This window comes from Arthrobacter liuii, from assembly GCF_014639275.1.
Classification (GTDB): Bacteria; Actinomycetota; Actinomycetes; order Actinomycetales; family Micrococcaceae; genus Arthrobacter; species Arthrobacter liuii.
In genome coordinates this window covers 42,423-58,305 of record NZ_BMFW01000002.1, presented here as the reverse complement: position 1 = coordinate 58,305, position 15,883 = coordinate 42,423, and the positions used below count along the sequence as shown (strand labels likewise).

Genomic DNA, 15,883 nt, shown 5'->3' with positions numbered 1-15,883 from the left:
TTCGGCCGTGCAAACGTCCATGCCGGACTAGTCGAACCAGGGGTCCAGCCCATGGAGCGGAAACACGGCCTTGCGCGTGGCCATGACCGTGCGGTCCACGGCGTCATTGGGATCGAAGCCCACTTCCCAGGACCGCCACCACAGCTCCACGTCGTCCCCCATGAGGGCTGGCGCCCCGGTGCCGAACTTCTCTGTCACGTACTGCCGCCACTCCCCGGGCACCGGCGTCCGCAGCGGCACGGGCCGTCCCGCCGCGATGGCCACCAAGTGGCTCCACGCCCGCGGCACCACATCCAGCACGTTGTAGCCCCCGCCGCCGGTGGCGATCCAGCGCCCCTCGCAGTAGCGCTCGGCCAGGTGCCCGACGGCGGTCGCTGCCTCGCGCTGTCCGTCCACGCTGAGGTTGAGGTGCGTGAGGGGGTCGCTGCGGTGCGAATCGCAGCCGTGCTGGCTCACGATCACCTCCGGCTGGAAGGCGCCCACCAGTTGCGGCACCACGGCATAGAAGGCCCGAAGCCAGCCGGCGTCAGCAGTGCCCGCCGGGAGGGCGACGTTCACGGCCGTCCCCTCTGCCGCCGGGCCGCCGATCTCGTTGGCGAAGCCGGTTCCGGGGAAGAGGGTCAGCCCTGTCTCGTGCAGCGAGAGCGTCAGGACGCGGGGATCGTCCCAGAAGATGTTCTGCGTGCCGTCGCCGTGGTGCGCATCGACGTCGATATAGGCCACCTTGCCCACGCCTCCGTCGAGCAGCCTTCGGACGGCGATTGCGGCGTCGTTGTAGATACAGAATCCGCTGGCGCGGTCCCGGGCGGCGTGGTGCATACCACCGCCGAAATTGACGGCATGCACGGCGGATCCCGCCAGCACGCGTTGGGCCGCCATCAGGGATCCGCCAGCCAGGCGCGCCGCGGCCTCGTGCATGCCGGCGAACGCGGGGTCGTCCTCGGTTCCAAGTCCTCGCGATTCGTCAGGTTGCGAGGGATCGGCGCTGACGCGCCGGACTGCCGCCACGTAATCGGGTGAGTGGACGGACTGCAGCTCGGCGTCGGAGGCCACGTCCGGCGCCGCCACGTCAACGTGCTCCAGGTCGAAGAGCCCCAGGCTGCGGGCAAGGCGGGCGGTCAAGTCCATGCGCTCCGGCGCCATGGGGTGGCCCGCGCCGAAGTTGTAGGCTGTCATGTCAGGACTCCACGCCACCATCGTTGGGGGCGCGGGCTGGCTGAGTCCGGGCAGGTATGTCATCAATCACAGGCTACCCGAGCCCGCACTGCCGGCCCCCGCCCGGCCAGGATGCGGGCTTTAGTGGTTTACTACTGAGGGAAGCCGTTTCAACCGAGGAAAAGCCACACATGACGCAAAGCCAGTCGAGGCCCCGGACCCCGGCCCCCTGGCACCCCCCGGCGCAGGAGCGGGAGGGCCTCTGGATCTTCACGCGGCTGCGCGACTTCATTGACGACATTGCCAACACCTCTCCCGCACGGCTGGCCCTGACCGCGTTCGGCGCCGTCTGCACGGTGTTCACGTTCCTGCTGTCACTGCCGGTTTCTTCAGCCGACGGAACTCCCACGCCCTTCCACCAGGCGCTGTTCACCGCTGTCTCGGCGGTCTGCGTCACGGGGCTCACGGTGGTGTCGACGGCGGTCCACTGGTCCTTCTTTGGCCAGCTGGTCATCCTGGTGGGCATCTTCATCGGCGGCTTGGGCACCTTGACGCTGGCTTCGTTGCTGGCGCTGATGGTGAGCAAGCGGCTGGGTGTGCGGGGCAAGATCATCGCGGCGGAATCCATGAACAACGCCGGCCGCCTGGGCGAGGTTGGCACCCTGCTGCGGATCGTCATCACTACCTCAGTGGTCATCGAAGGCATCCTGGCCCTAACCTTGATCCCGCGCTTCCTTACCCTGGGCGAGCCGTTCTGGCAGTCTGTCTGGCACGGCATCTTCTACTCAATCTCGTCGTTCAACAACGCCGGTTTCACTCCGCATTCGGACGGCATCGTGCCCTACGAGACGGACCTGTGGATCCTCATCCCCCTGATGGTGGGGGTTTTCCTGGGCAGCCTGGGCTTTCCCGTGGTGATGGTGCTGCAGCAGAACGGGCTGAACTGGAAGAAATGGAACCTCCACACCAAGCTCACCATCCAGGTCTCACTCATCCTGCTCGCCGCGGGCACGTTCCTGTGGGCGCTGATGGAGTGGGACAACGCCCGGACCATCGGGCCGATGGGCCTCGGTGACAAGATCACCCACTCGCTGTTTGCCTCGGTCATGACGCGTTCGGGCGGATTCAACCTCGTGGACCAGAACCACATGGAATCCACCACCAAGCTGCTGACCGACGCGCTGATGTTCGCCGGCGGCGGGTCGGCGTCGACGGCGGGCGGCATCAAGGTGACCACCATTGCCGTGATGTTCCTGGCCATCGTTGCCGAGGCCCGCGGCGATGCCGACGTGAAGGTGTACGGCCGGACCATTCCGCAGGGCACCATGCGGGTGGCCATCTCCGTGATCGTTGCCGGCGCCACCTTGGTTTCCGTCTCCGCCTTCCTGCTCCTGCAGTTCAGCGGTGCGTCACTGGACCGGGTGCTGTTCGAAACGATTTCGGCCTTCGCCACCGTTGGCCTGAGCACCGGCCTCAGCGCCGAGGTGCCGCCCGAGGGCGTCTACGTCCTAACGGCCCTTATGTTCGCGGGCCGCGTGGGGACCGTTACCCTCGCCGCTGCACTGGCATTGCGCCAGCGCAGCCAGTTGTACCACTATCCCGAAGAGAGGCCGATCATTGGCTAGTTCCACAGACGCCCCCCGGCGCCCCGCCCACAACGCCCCGGTCTTGGTGATAGGGCTGGGCCGCTTCGGATCATCCACCGCCGAGCAACTGGTCAAGCAGGGCCGTGAGGTCCTCGCCATCGAGCGGGACCGGAACCTGGTGCAGAAGTGGGCACCCCTCCTGACCCATGTGGTGGAGGCCGACGCGACTAACATCGATGCACTCCGCCAGCTGGGGGCCCAGGAGTTCAGTTCCGCTGTGGTGGGCGTGGGCACCTCCATCGAGTCCTCGGTACTGATCACCGTCAACCTGGTGGACCTCGGCATTGAGCACCTTTGGGTCAAGGCCATCACGCCTTCGCACGGCAAGATCCTCACGCGGATCGGCGCCAACCATGTCATCTACCCGGAGGCCGACGCGGGTGTCCGCGCCGCACACCTCGTGTCCGGGCGCATGCTGGACTTCATCGAGTTCGACGACGACTTCGCCATCGTGAAGATGTACCCGCCGCGCGAGACCGTGGGCTTCACCCTGGACGAGTCAAAGGTCCGTTCCAGGTACGGTGTGACCATCGTGGGGGTGAAGTCCCCCGGTGAGGACTTCACCTATGCCCGGCCCGAGACCAAGGTGTCCTCGCGGGACATGCTGATCGTCTCCGGCCACGTGGACCTGCTCGAACGGTTCGCCGCGCGTCCCTAGCCGAGCTGCCTGGTGATTTCCGCTGCCCGGTCGGCCGCCGCCCGGGCGCCGGCCGCGATGATCGCCGGGATGCCCTGTTCGTCGAACGTGGCGATGGCACGTTCGGTAGTGCCGTTAGGGCTGGTGACGGCTTTGCGCAGCGCTGCGGGGTCCGCCCCGGGTTCGGCGAGCATGAGGCCGGCACCAGCCACTGTTTCGCGCGCCAGCAGCAGGGACAACTCCCGGTCCAGGCCCAGTTCCTCCCCCGCTGAAGCCATGGCCTCGGCGAGGTAGAAGGCGTACGCCGGTCCGGATCCACTGATGGCCGACAACGCATCCACCTGCTCCTCGGGGACCTCGACAACAGTCCCGGCCCCCTGCAGGATGTCCTTGACCATTTGGAGCTGTTCAGGGGTGCAGTGCGTGCCGGGCGAGACGGATACGACGCCGCGGCCCAGCTTTGCGGGCGTGTTGGGCATCGTCCGGATCACCGGCTGCCCGGCAGGGAGTGCGGCCTCCAGCTGGGCGATCGACACCGCCGCGGCCACGCTGACCACCACCGTGTTCGGCGAAAGGGCAGGGCTGATATCCCGGGCCAGGTCCGCGATGCCCACCGGCTTGACGCCAAGGATGACGACGGCGGATCCCTTACTTGCCTGCCTGTTGTTGTCTGGTTCTTCCTCACCGGCGATCGCCGTGATCCCGTGGTACCGCTCGGCAAGTTCCGAGGCGCGCTCTGCGCGGCGGACCGTGGCCACCACATCCGCCGGATCCGTCCCTGCCTCCAGCAGGCCGCCAAGAATGGCTTCGTTCATGGATCCACAGCCAAGGAATGCGATTCGGTTGCTCATGCCTCCATCATTGCAGTTCGCACGCATTCACAGGCAACTCCCATCTTCAGCGCAGCCAGCGCACAACTTGGGACCCTAACGTAGTTATTACCTCATTGAGGGTGCGAGTGATGCGGCAGGCATGGGGATGTCTGCCAGGGCACCGGTGGCTCGGCAACAGGTTTTTCCCCCATTTTCCTGTTGCTGGCCCCGGTGCTTCCGCTTTTAACCGCTAGACCGCTGCTGCCACAGGTGGCGCGCCGGCTACATGCGGCGCAGGCTGCAAGGGCCCGGAAAATACCAGCTGGTCCAGGCGGCGCAGGATGAGCCCTTCACGCAGTGCCCAGGGGCAAATTCGGAGCTTCTTGAACTTGAACATCTCCAAGGCAGCCTCGGCCACCAGGGCACCGGCCAGGAGCTGGTGGGCCCGGGCCTCTGAGACTCCGGGAAGGTGCAGCCTGTCCTCCGAACTCATGGCCGAGATCCGCTGGGTCCAGATGCCAAGGTCCGAGGCGTGCAGTTCACGCTTGACGTAGGGGCCCTCGGCGCTGGGAGCGGCACCGGCGATCCGGGCGAGTGAACGGAAAGTCTTGGAGGTTCCGGCCACCACGTTTGCCCGTCCCAGGCCGTCGAATTCGCGGACGGCGGGCTTGAGCGTGGCCCGGATGTAGCGCCGGAGTTCCTTGACGCTCTTGGCCGAGGGCGGATCCTCGGCCAGCCAGTCTCTGGTGAGCCGGCTGGCGCCCAGCGGCACGGACGTGGCCACTTCCGGAAGTTCATCCTGGCCGAAGGCCATCTCGAAGGAACCGCCGCCGATGTCCAGGTTCAGGATGGGACCGGCACCCCACCCATGCCAGCGCCGCACAGCGAAGAACGTCATGGACGCTTCCTCGCTGCCGGTAAGTTCCTGGAGGGTCACCGTGGTCTCATGCTTGACCCGCGCCAGCACTGCGGGGCCGTTGGCGGCCTCGCGGATGGCCGACGTACAGAAGGCCAACAGGTCCTCGGCCTTGTGCCGGGCAGCAAACTCCCACGCTTCCAGCACGAACTCAGTCAGCTCGTGCTGGCCCTCGTCGCTGATGCTGCCATCCGGTTCAAGGTATTGCACCAGGGACAGCGGCCGCTTATGGGACGCGAAAGGAACCGGCTGCGCGCCGGGGTGGGCATCCACCAGGAGCAGATGGACAGTGTTGGACCCTATGTCGAGGACGCCTAGACGCATGGGGACATTATTGCTCGTCGGCGCGCTTGAAGTCGCGCCTGATGTTGGCCACGCCTTCGGGGTTGATTTCGAAACCGTAGGCGGCTCCGGGATTGATCACCATGCCCAGTTCTTCACCAAGGTTGGCGATGATGGCATCACCCTGCGTGCCCAGCACGTTTGGGGCAGCTTCCAGGTACTGCTGGTCCACCCTGCTGGGGTGCGAGAAAACGGCAAGGACGGGGTCGCCGTCGGCATTGGCAAGGACCAGGGGCTCCACCTGGGAGTCGACATCCTCAACGGTGTCCGAACTGATGATGTAGACCTCGCTGTTGAGGAACGACAGGATGACGTCCACGGGGTCCGCCTCAGGCTGCCCGCCGGTGGCGAGCTTCTCCTCAAGGTCATTGAGCGGGTTGGTTTCGTCGATTCCCTGCTGTTCAGTCATGAACCTAGCCGATCACGATCCGGTGGCCGGCGCAAACGCGCCGGCCAGGACACTGCTCCCAGGACACTGCTCCCAGCCAGCATGGGCTACTTCTTGGCCGTCGCCTTCTTCTTGGCCGGCGCCTTACGGGTGGCGGTCCGCTTGACGGGGCCCTTGGCGCGCTTCTCGGCCAGCAGTTCCACCGCCTGCTCACGCGTGAGCTCCTCCAGGGAAGTGGCGCGGGGAACCGTGATGTTGGTGATGCCATCGGTGATGTAGGGCCCGAACCGGCCTTCCTTCACCACGATGTTCTTCTCGGAGACCGGGTCCGGGCCGAACTCGGCCAGCGGCGGCACCGCTGCACGGGCGCCGCGCTGCTTGGGCTGAGAGTAGATCTCCAGGGCCTGTTCCAGGGCGATGGTGAAGATTTCCTCTTCGGAGCCGATGGAGCGGGAGTCGGTCCCCTTCTTCAGGTAGGGCCCGAACCGACCGTTCTGTACCGTGATGAGGTTGCCTTCAGCGTCCTCCCCCAGGGCGCGGGGCAGGCTCATGAGCTGCAAGGCCTCGTCCAGGGTCACGGACTCGACGGTCATGGACTTGAACAGGGAACCCGTGCGCGGCTTGGCCTTGACCGGTTTCTTGGCAGGCTTGGGCTTGCCGTTCTTGTAGTACTCCACCGGCTGCCTGGCCAGTTCTTCATCGGTCATCTCCGGGATGACCTCGGTGACGTAGGCGCCGTAGCGGCCGTTCTTGGCCACGACGGTGTGCCCCGTATGCGGATCGGCGCCCAGAACGCGTTCCTCGGGCGCCGCCGTCTCCATCAGTTCGATGGCCTTGGCGGCAGTGAGCTCGTCCGGGGCCAGGTCCTCGGGCACATTGGCGCGGGCCGACTCCACGATCTCACCGGTCTTCGGATCCACCACAGCGGCCGAGCTTTCCAGGTACGGGCCGAACTTGCCCACCCGGAGCGTGATCTCGTCGGTGATGGGGATCGAGTTGATTTCCCGGGCGTCGATCTCGCCGAGGTTGTTCACGATGCTCAGCAGGCCGGGGTCGGAATCCTCGCCGAAGTAGAAGTGGCGCAGCCAGGAAGCGCCCGCCTCCTGGCCGTTGGCGATCTTGTCCAGGTCGCCTTCCATGTCGGCGGTGAACTCGTAATCCACGTAATCGGAGAAGTGCTGTTCCAGGAGCCGGATGACCGAGAAGGCGATCCAGCTGGGCACCAGGGCCGAGCCCTGCTTCCGGACGTAGCCGCGGTCCTGGATGGTGGAGATGGTGGAGGCGTAGGTGGACGGACGCCCGATGCCTTTCTTCTCCAGCTCCGCGGTCAGGGATGCTTCCGTGTAGCGCGGCGGGGGTGAGGTCTCGTGGCCCACGGCCTGGATGTCCGCGGCGGTGAGGGAGTCGCCCTTGGCCACGTTGGGCAGGCGCCGGGCTTCGTCGGACTCGTCGTCGCCGCGGGTTTCGTCCTTGCCTTCCTCATAGGCGGCGAGGAAGCCGGGGAACGTGATCACGGTGCCGGAGGCGGAGAACTCGGCGTCCCGTCCGTCGGTGGACACGGCGCCCAGGCGGATGGTCGCCGTCGAGCCCTTGGCATCACCCATCTGGGAGGCGACCGTCCGCTTCCAGATGAGCTCATACAGGCGGAACTCGTCCCCGGAGAGCTGCTTGGCAACCTGGGCGGGCGTACGGAAGGAGTCACCGGCGGGGCGGACGGCCTCGTGGGCCTCCTGTGCGTTCGCGGCCTTGTTCGAGTACACGCGCGGCGACTGCGGAACGTATTCGGGCCCGTACAGCTCGGAGGCCTGCCGGCGGGCTGCCGTGACGGCCTCGTCACTCAGCGCCGACGAGTCCGTACGCATATAGGTGATGTAGCCGTTTTCGTACAGCCGCTGGGCGATCTGCATGGTGCTCTTGGAGGAGAAGCGCAGCTTGCGGCCGGCCTCCTGCTGAAGCGTGGAGGTGGTGAACGGTGCAGCCGGACGGCGCGTGTACGGCTTGGTGTCCACCGAGCGGACGTGGAAGTCGGCATTCTGCAGGCCGGCCGCGAGGGACGTTGCCAGCTCCTCATTGAGATGGGCAACGTTCCGGGAGGTGAGCTCGCCGTTGTCGTTGAAGTCGCGCCCCGTGGCCACCTTGGCGCCGTCAACGGCGGCAAGCTTGGCCTTGAACGAGCCGGAGTCGGCGCCGAACTGGCCGGTCAGGTCCCAGTAGGAGGCGGCCCTGAAGGCCATGCGTTCGCGTTCGCGGTCCACCACCATGCGGGTGACCACGGACTGCACGCGGCCGGCGGACAGGCCACGGGCCACCTTGCGCCACAGCACGGGCGAGATTTCGTAGCCGTAGAGGCGGTCCAGGACGCGGCGGGTTTCCTGGGCGTCCACCAGGTCCTGGTCCACGTCGCGCAGGTTGCCCATGGCGCGCTGGATGGCTTCCTTGGTGATTTCGCCGAACGTCATCCGGTACACCGGGACCTTGGGCTTGAGGACTTCCAGCAGGTGCCACGCGATGGCTTCGCCCTCGCGGTCCCCATCTGTTGCGAGATAGAGTTCGTCGGCGTCCTTGAGCGCGGCCTTGAGCTCGGTGACCTTTTTCTTCTTGTCCGCGGACACCACGTAGTAGGGCTTGAAGTCGTGTTCAATGTCGACGGCGAACTTGCCGACTGAGGTCTTCTTCAGCTCGGCAGGGAGTTCGGAGGGCTGCGGCAGGTCGCGGATGTGACCAATGGAGGCCTCAACGATGAAGCCCTCGCCTAGGTACTTGGCGATGGTCTTGCTCTTGGCCGGAGACTCCACGATCACGAGTTTCTTGCCGGTTTTGGCCTTGCTTGGCACGGTGCTCCTACAGAAAAAGATTGCTGGGGCAGATGAGCCCATGTTCGCCTAGTTCACCATATTTTGGGGAATCGTGCGCATTCATGTGGAAAAGACGGGGCTCCGTTAAGGGCTTGAGGGGGCTCACCCCTCAGCCGCTATCGCCGCCGGAATAAGGAAGCCGTCGCGGACCAGGTTGGCTACGTCGGCGAGCAGCGCTCCCTGGAAGGACCCGGCGTCGAACGCTCTGCCGCCGCCTTTCCCGACGTCCAGGCCACCACCCAGGAGGGCCTCCAAGGCGCCGGCGATTTGCCCGGCGGTGAGGTCGCCGTCGCACGCGGACACGAAGCCCGCCAGCTCGGTGCTCATCAGGTTGGTGCGGCGCAGCCCGGCACCCTGCCGGAGCAGGATCACGCCGGGGTGCTCCGCGCCGGGGCGCTGGTGGCGTTCCTCGGTGACATCGTCCGCCACGAGCAGGTGCGTCCCGCCAAGATCATGCGCAGCCAGCCAGTCGCTGCGTTCGACGGCGGCGCCCAGGTGGGGGCCGATGGGCTGCTCGATGGGGTAGGTGATTTCCTCGAAGCGGCTGATCGCGGCAGGCCCACCGTGAGCGGGGCGCCGCAGCCACACCATGCCAAACCCGATGCCCGCCACATTCCTGGAGGCGAAATCCGCGAGGTAGGCGGCGTAGGCCGCCCGGTAATGCTGCCGGTCCCGGGACTCCGAGGCATCCCGCAGCCAGGTTTCTGCGTATTGTTCCGGGCTGACCTGCTCGCGCTGGATGAACCAGGCGTCAGTGCCCGGCCGCACCCACGACTTAGGCCGTTCGTCCCACCCCGAACCGGCCGCCACTTCCCAGTTCCCCAGCATCTGGGCCCAACCACCGGGCGCCAGGATGCCGGGCAGGCCCGCCACCAGGGACGCCACGATCTCATCGCCCGGCAGGCCGCCGTCGCGGTAGGTGAACTGGCCGGCAGCGTCCTCCCCGGCGCTGCGCGGAGTGATGACGAACGGCGGGTTGGAAACCACCAGTCCGAATTCCTCGCCGGTCACCGGCTCCAGGAGCGAGCCCAGGCGCAGGCTCACCCTGTCCTCGAGTCGGTCCGGGTCGACGGAGAGCGCCTCTGCGTTAAGCAGGATGTTGAACCGCGCGTAGGCCAGGGCGCGCTCTGAGATGTCGGTGGCGGTCACGTGCTGGCAATGGTGCAGCAGGTGGAAGGCCTGGATGCCGCAGCCCGTACCCAGGTCCAGGGCGCGTTCGGTGTGGCGGCGGATGGTGGTCTGCACCAAAGTGGTTGATGCCTGCCCGATGCCCAGGACGTGGTCGTGCCGCAGCACTCCCGCCTGCTGGTGGGCCGCAAGGTCGCTGGCCACCCACAGCTCCGCACCGCCGCTGCCATCGTCGTTCTTGTCCCAGCCGTACGGACGCAGGTCGGCCTTCGCCGTGAGCAGCATCGAGCCTGGGACGGGCTGCACCAGCCCAAGTTCCAGGAGGCCTTCCACGCCGGTGCCCGGAAGTGCGCCGTCGAGCGTTCCGCCTTCCTGCGGCTCGGCGAGGAGCCACAGGCGGACGACGGCGGCAAGCGGCGCCACGCGGTTGTCCTCCCGCACTGCCTGCTCTGCAGCGAGCAACGCGGGGATGATCTGGTCCCGGTTCAGCGCTGCCGAGGCGGTGGGGCCAAGCAGCCGGGCCACGCCGTCGAGCGTGTAGTCCAGGCTGCGCAGGTCCGCTGCGAGTGCAGCCAGCAGCGCTGGGAGGTCGCTGCGGGGAGCATCGGGGGTGTTGCCGGCGGTGAACTCGTAAGGGGATCTAGGCACCGCACAAGTTTAGTCCGCCGTGCCTGCACGGTACGGTGGAGCCATGCCTTCCAGCCCCTCCCTCCTTCCGCGCGCCCGCACGGCAGCCGCTGCGGTCCGCCGTTCGCTGCCGGGGGCAGTGGTTGCAGCGGCCGTCTGCCTTGCCGTGGCGGGGTGTACACCAGTGGCCTCCGTGGAGAACGCGGATGTTCCGAAGTGGCGGGCCACCGCGCTGCCGTCGTCTCCGGCGGGTGTGGTGCTCCAGGACTCGGGAAAGATCCTCAACCGGGACCGCATCGTGCAGGAGTCCGCCAGGGTGTCCGCCGGCACCTACACGCTGACCGCGGTGTGTGACGGCACGGGCAAGGCGTTCTTTGCCGTGTCGCTGGACGGCAAGGCCGTGGCGGAAGCAGGGGCGGCCTGCAACGGCCGCCCGGAGACCACCAAAATCATCCTGCCCGCTGCTGGACGCGTCGAGATCAGCAGCTCCAGCGTGGACGCTCCGCTGCTTTACGCTTACCACTTGGCACCGGCGCAATAACCCTTCGTTCCGGCTCTGGTCCGCCACCTTTTACGGGCATAATGTCGGACTATGCCCAGCGTGCGGAGAACCTCCGCGCCCCCTCCCCAAAGGACAGCACGGGCGCCCCTGGCAGCGAAGCCGGCGGCCGCCGTCGCCCTTGGACTTGTGCTTGCGGCAGGTGCGCTGGCTGGCTGTGAATATACGTACGACGACGGCCGGGCCGGCAGTGCGCAGGGCACCGCAACTGTTGTCCCGGCACCGGCCTTCACCCACGACCCGCTGCAGCAGGACCCGGTCAGCGACGCGGAGCTGGGTGACTGGGTATCCCGTGCACTTCCGGGGACCACCGGCCCCGTGATCCAGGCCGACGCCGGGCTCCTGGCTGCCGGGGAAGTGCGCATCGTCCCGTCGCCGGTCCTGGAGACCGGAACCTATATCCTCGCCATCGCCTGCCGCAGCCAGCGCCGGGTGACCTTCACGGTCCGCACCGAGACCCTCACCCTGGTGGACCTGGGCCTGCGGTGCGGCATCAATCGCGAAATGGTCATCTACGTGTCAACGGACAGCGTCCTGACGGTCAGGCTGGAGGCGAGGACTGCGGCGAACTACGCGTTCCGCGTCCACCGGCTCTGACGTTTGCCTGGGCGTCCGGGCGTCAGGCCGCCGCGCAGCCTTCCGGGCAGCGGAGGGTCTCCGGGCTGGCGGCGCACCCGGCGCAGTACAGCGTCAAAGTACGGCAGCTGGGGTTGGAGCAGTTCTCGAATTTACTGGTGGGCGCCGAGCAGCGGACGCACTGGCCGATTGTCTGGGCATCCTCGCTGAACTCCAGGTGCATGCGCTTGTCAAAGACGTACAGCGAGCCTTCCCAGAGCCCCTGGTCCTTGAACGCTTCGCCGTACCGGACAATGCCGCCGTCCAGCTGGTACACCTCTTTGAAGCCGCGGTTCACCATCAGGCTGGACAGCACCTCGCAGCGGATGCCTCCCGTGCAGTAGGTGACCACTGGCTTGTCCTTCAGGGAGTCGTACTTGCCGGAGTCCAGCTCCTTGATGAAGTCGTGGGTGGTGGCAACATCGGGGACCACTGCGTCCTTGAACCGGCCGATTTGCGCTTCGAAGGCGTTCCGGCCGTCGAAGAAGACCACGTCCTCGCCGTCCTGCTTCTTGGCGTCCACAAGCTCATGCAGCTGCTCCGGTTTGAGGTGCGTCCCGCCGCCCACCACGCCGTTGGCATCGACCTTGAGTTCTCCGGGCGCGCCGAAGGAGACGATCTCATCCCGCACCTTAACGCTGAGCCGGGGGAAGTCCTCCGCGCCGCCGTCGGACCATTTAACGTCGATGCCCCGGAATCCGGGGTACTCGCGCGTGGTCTTGACGTACTGTTTTACGGCGCCGATTTCCCCGCCCACGGTGGCGTTGATCCCGTCCCTGGAAATGATGATGCGCCCGTTCAGGCCCAGCTTCTCGCAAAGGGCTCGCTGCCAGAGCCGCACGGCGTCCGGGTCGGCGATGGGGGTAAAGCCGTAAAAGAGCACAATCTTGTTCAAAGCCACGTATTTAAGGGTACCGGCTGCGCTGCGGGCCCAGTCATGGCCCGGCGCAGGTCCCCGCACACGGTGGCGGGCGGCTGGGGACTTATCACAATTGCATAAGCACTTCCGCACCCCCTGTTGCTGACGATCGGGCTGGAATAGTCTCTTGCCATGAGTCCGGAAACCCTGGTTGAAGACATCACTGGCCTGCTTGAGGTGTGGGTTGCCGGCTGGGCAGGGTGTCGTGGTTACCAGACCTCCGTTGAGGGCCGTTTTCCTGCCGCGCTCCGCGCTGACACCAGCGGTGAGTGGGAAGTCTTCGCGTCCGAACCCACTGATGTCGAGTTCGCCGTGCTGGCCGGCAAGACGGCGGAATCCCCTGCCCGGGTGCTGACCATCCTCACCAACGATCCCTCACGCTATGCCGCCCTGGCAGCCCGGCAAGGGCTGAATGTCACCTCTGACTCGCAGACGATGATGATCGTGGACATGGAAACGCAGGACGCCGAGGACCCCTGGCTTTCCGACGACGACCTGAGCCTGTCCACATTCGAGCAGGATGGCGTCCACTACGCCGAGGTCCGCTCCGGAGACGCCATCGCGGCCAGCGGCCGGGTGTTCGTTGTGGGCGATACCGCAGTGTTCGACAAGATCATCACCGAACCGGCGTTCCAGCGCAGGGGCCTGGGCAGTTTCATCATGCGTGCGCTGGCGGCGCAGGCTTTGGGGCACGATGTCCGCAGCGGCCTGCTGCTGGCGTCCCTGGACGGGCAAAAGCTCTACTCACACCTTGGTTGGACCACGGTCGCCCGGGTTCTGATGCTGTCGGCGTCCCATGACGGAGCGGACCTCTCGCTGAGCTGAGCCGGGTTTTCGGTTTCCCCATAGGCGAACCGCGGGGGTACGCCGTGGCGCCGGATGAAAGAATGGTGGGGTGAATCCCCATGACTCCCTGATTCCTTTGCTGGGCCGCGGCCCGGACCCGGAACAGCTCCGTCATATCCGCACCATGCCGGCGCGGGAGGCAGTCCACGCAGCGTGGCCAGCCTGGTTGCACCCGGACATTGCCGAGGCGTACGGGGCCTTGGGGATACGGGAGCCATACCGTCACCAGGTGGACGCGGCCCATGCAGCCCACTCGGGGGAGCACGTTGTGGTGGCCACCGGAACTGCTTCCGGGAAGTCCCTGGCGTACCAGTTGCCGGCGCTGGATGCGATCCACCGGTCCGAACTGCGTGTGCTCGCGGACCCCGGCAAGATTCACGACGACGGCGCGGTCACCCTTTATCTCTCCCCCACCAAGGCGTTGGCCGCCGACCAGCTAAACGCCATCCGCGCCCTGAAATTGCCGACGGTCCGGGCAGAGACTTACGACGGCGACACCGATCCCGCTGCCCGCCGATGGATCCGGGACCACGCGAACTTCATCCTGGCCAACCCCGACATGCTGCACTTTGGCATCCTGCCCAACCACGCCTGGTGGGCCGGGTTCTTCCGCCGGCTGCGCTACGTCATCGTGGACGAGGCCCACAGCTACCGGGGCGTCTTCGGATCGCACGTGGCCAACCTGATGCGCCGCCTCCGCCGCATCTGCTCCTACTACGGGGCGGGAACCGCATTCCCCGAACCCGTGTTCATTGCCGCCTCCGCCACCGCTTCCGAGCCCGATGTCTCGTTCTCACGCCTCATCGGCGCCCCCGTGAAGGCAGTGTCACGCGACTGCTCGCCCCATGGGGCCACCACTGTTGCGCTGTGGGAGCCGGCGCTGACCGAGGTACGCGGCGAGAACGGGGCCCAAGAGCGGCGCACCGCCGTGGCCGAAACATCGGACCTGCTGGCCAACCTGGTATCCGCACGGATCCGCACCATCGCCTTCATCAAGTCCCGTCGCGGCGCCGAGACCATCTCTGCCATTACCAAGCGCCTGCTGGATGAGGTGGATCCCAGCCTTCCGCAGCGCGTGGCAGCATACCGCTCGGGTTACCTGCCGGAGGAACGCCGTGCGGTGGAGAAGTCCCTGCGTTCGGGCCAGCTGCTGGGTGTTTCCAGCACGTCAGCCCTGGAACTCGGGATTGATATTTCCGGACTCGACGCGGTCCTGGTGGCCGGCTGGCCCGGCACGCGGGCATCCCTGTTCCAGCAGATTGGCCGGGCCGGCCGGGCAGGCCAGGACGCCATCGCTGCGTTTGTGGCCAGCGATGACCCGCTGGACACGTTCCTGGTGAACCACCCCGAAGCCATTTTCGACGTGTCGGTGGAAGCAACCGTCTTCGACCCGTCCAACCCCTACGTTCTCGGACCACACCTGTGCGCGGCGGCAGCGGAACTTCCGCTGGGCCCCGCCGAGCTGGACCTCTTTGGCGGGACTGCCGAAGCGCTCCTGGACCGGCTGGTGGCGCAGGGCTACCTCCGGCGTCGGCCAGCGGGCTGGTTCTGGACCCATTCCCAGAGCGCCGCGGCCATGGTCAACCTCCGGGCCGACGGCGGAGGTCCGGTCAGCATCGTGGACGCCGAGACCGGCTCCCTCCTGGGAACCATGGACTCGCCGCAGACCCACTACCAGGCCCACACCGGAGCGGTGTACGTCCACCAGGGCGATACCTACGTGGTGGAGGACCTGAACGAGGACGACCACTGCGTCATGGTGCGCCGGGCGAACCCCGACTACTACACCACGGCACGGGATGTCACCCAGATCGAGGTCCTGGACACGGTGCGGACCATGCAGTGGGGCGACGTGACCGTCCACTTCGGCGACGTGAAAGTCACCACACAGGTGGTCTCCTTCCAACGCAAGGCCCTAATTTCCAATGAGGTCCTGGGCGAGGAACCGCTTGAGCTGGGAGCCCGGGAGCTCTTCACCAAGGCAGTATGGTTCGTGGTGGACAACCGCTCCCTGACGGGGGCAGGCCTCATCGAAGCGCAGTTCCCGGGGGCCCTGCATGCGGCGGAACACGCTGCGATCGGTCTTCTGCCCTTGGTGGCTTCCAGCGACCGGTGGGACATCGGCGGGGTCTCCACGGCACTGCACGCCGACACCGGGGTGCCCACCATCTTTGTGTATGACGGGCACCCCGGCGGGGCGGGGTTTGCCGAACGGGGTTTCGACAAAGCAATGGTGTGGCTGTCAGCAACCCGGGACGCCATCAAAGCCTGCGAGTGCGACTGGGGTTGCCCGTCCTGCGTCCAGTCCCCCAAGTGCGGGAACAAGAACAACCCCCTGGACAAGGCCGCCGCGGTGACCCTGCTCGACGTCCTGCTCAAGGACGCAACAGAAGCCGTGCCGGTGGGTTTGGAAGCCAGGAGCTGACTATTGTTCGAAG

13 protein-coding genes are annotated in these 15,883 nt (G+C 66.5%); 6 read left to right on the top strand and 7 right to left on the bottom strand.

Features of this window, described 5'->3' with window-relative positions:
• Positions 1 to 27: 27 nt before the first annotated feature.
• Positions 28 to 1,239: an acetoin utilization protein AcuC gene (locus tag IEW19_RS02215; RefSeq protein ID WP_188570064.1), complete on the bottom strand. Its 1,212-nt coding sequence runs from the start codon at positions 1,237 to 1,239 to the stop codon at positions 28 to 30.
• 107 nt (positions 1,240 to 1,346) lie between these two features.
• Between IEW19_RS02215 and IEW19_RS02210 the strand changes: the two genes are divergently transcribed.
• Both IEW19_RS02210 and IEW19_RS02205 read left to right on the top strand, forming a co-directional pair.
• Complete coding sequence (locus IEW19_RS02210; RefSeq protein ID WP_188570063.1) at positions 1,347 to 2,780, top strand: TrkH family potassium uptake protein; 1,434 nt, start codon at positions 1,347 to 1,349, stop codon at positions 2,778 to 2,780.
• A complete protein-coding gene (locus tag IEW19_RS02205) occupies positions 2,773 to 3,459 on the top strand; it encodes a potassium channel family protein (protein ID WP_188570062.1) in 687 nt (228 codons plus the stop codon). Before IEW19_RS02210 ends, IEW19_RS02205 begins: the two co-directional genes overlap by 8 nt.
• Here the strand turns inward: IEW19_RS02205 and proC are convergent.
• The 5 genes from proC to IEW19_RS02180 all read right to left on the bottom strand — a co-directional run bounded on the left by proC (position 3,456) and on the right by IEW19_RS02180 (position 10,527).
• Positions 3,456 to 4,289 carry a pyrroline-5-carboxylate reductase gene (gene proC, locus IEW19_RS02200; protein WP_188570061.1) on the bottom strand — a complete coding sequence of 278 codons (834 nt, stop codon included), beginning with the start codon at positions 4,287 to 4,289 and terminating at the stop codon, positions 3,456 to 3,458. The genes IEW19_RS02205 and proC overlap by 4 nt on opposite strands.
• A 211-nt stretch (positions 4,290 to 4,500) precedes the next feature.
• Positions 4,501 to 5,490 (bottom strand): Ppx/GppA phosphatase family protein, encoded by a 990-nt coding sequence (locus tag IEW19_RS02195; RefSeq protein WP_188570060.1) that lies wholly within the window; start codon positions 5,488 to 5,490, stop codon positions 4,501 to 4,503.
• A gap of 7 nt (positions 5,491 to 5,497) precedes the next feature.
• Positions 5,498 to 5,917 (bottom strand): SseB family protein, encoded by a 420-nt coding sequence (locus IEW19_RS02190; protein ID WP_188570059.1) that lies wholly within the window; start codon positions 5,915 to 5,917, stop codon positions 5,498 to 5,500.
• Positions 5,918 to 6,003: 86 nt separating this feature from the next.
• Positions 6,004 to 8,730 (bottom strand): type I DNA topoisomerase, encoded by a 2,727-nt coding sequence (gene topA / locus IEW19_RS02185; RefSeq protein ID WP_188570058.1) that lies wholly within the window; start codon positions 8,728 to 8,730, stop codon positions 6,004 to 6,006.
• 123 nt (positions 8,731 to 8,853) lie between these two features.
• The gene (locus IEW19_RS02180; protein ID WP_188570057.1) at positions 8,854 to 10,527 is read right to left on the bottom strand and encodes a N5-glutamine methyltransferase family protein; all 1,674 of its coding nucleotides are present in this window, start codon (positions 10,525 to 10,527) and stop codon (positions 8,854 to 8,856) included.
• Between the two features lie 43 nt (positions 10,528 to 10,570).
• Here IEW19_RS02180 and IEW19_RS02175 point away from each other — a divergent pair, with 43 nt between their 5' ends.
• Together IEW19_RS02175 and IEW19_RS02170 are read left to right on the top strand one after the other, a co-directional pair.
• Positions 10,571 to 11,047, top strand: coding sequence for a DUF6023 family protein (locus IEW19_RS02175; RefSeq protein ID WP_188570056.1), 477 nt, complete (start codon positions 10,571 to 10,573; stop codon positions 11,045 to 11,047).
• A gap of 51 nt (positions 11,048 to 11,098) precedes the next feature.
• Positions 11,099 to 11,662: a DUF6023 family protein gene (locus tag IEW19_RS02170; RefSeq protein ID WP_229748267.1), complete on the top strand. Its 564-nt coding sequence runs from the start codon at positions 11,099 to 11,101 to the stop codon at positions 11,660 to 11,662.
• A 22-nt stretch (positions 11,663 to 11,684) separates the two neighbouring features.
• Here IEW19_RS02170 and trhO read toward each other — a convergent pair whose 3' ends face one another.
• Complete coding sequence (gene trhO, locus IEW19_RS02165) at positions 11,685 to 12,581, bottom strand: oxygen-dependent tRNA uridine(34) hydroxylase TrhO (RefSeq protein ID WP_188570055.1); 897 nt, start codon at positions 12,579 to 12,581, stop codon at positions 11,685 to 11,687.
• A 150-nt stretch (positions 12,582 to 12,731) separates the two neighbouring features.
• Between trhO and IEW19_RS02160 the strand changes: the two genes are divergently transcribed.
• Both IEW19_RS02160 and sftH read left to right on the top strand, forming a co-directional pair.
• Positions 12,732 to 13,424 carry a GNAT family N-acetyltransferase gene (locus IEW19_RS02160; RefSeq protein ID WP_188570054.1) on the top strand — a complete coding sequence of 231 codons (693 nt, stop codon included), beginning with the start codon at positions 12,732 to 12,734 and terminating at the stop codon, positions 13,422 to 13,424.
• Positions 13,425 to 13,494: 70 nt separating this feature from the next.
• Positions 13,495 to 15,870 carry a DEAD/DEAH box helicase gene (gene sftH / locus IEW19_RS02155; RefSeq protein WP_188570053.1) on the top strand — a complete coding sequence of 792 codons (2,376 nt, stop codon included), beginning with the start codon at positions 13,495 to 13,497 and terminating at the stop codon, positions 15,868 to 15,870.
• Positions 15,871 to 15,883 lie beyond the last annotated feature (13 nt).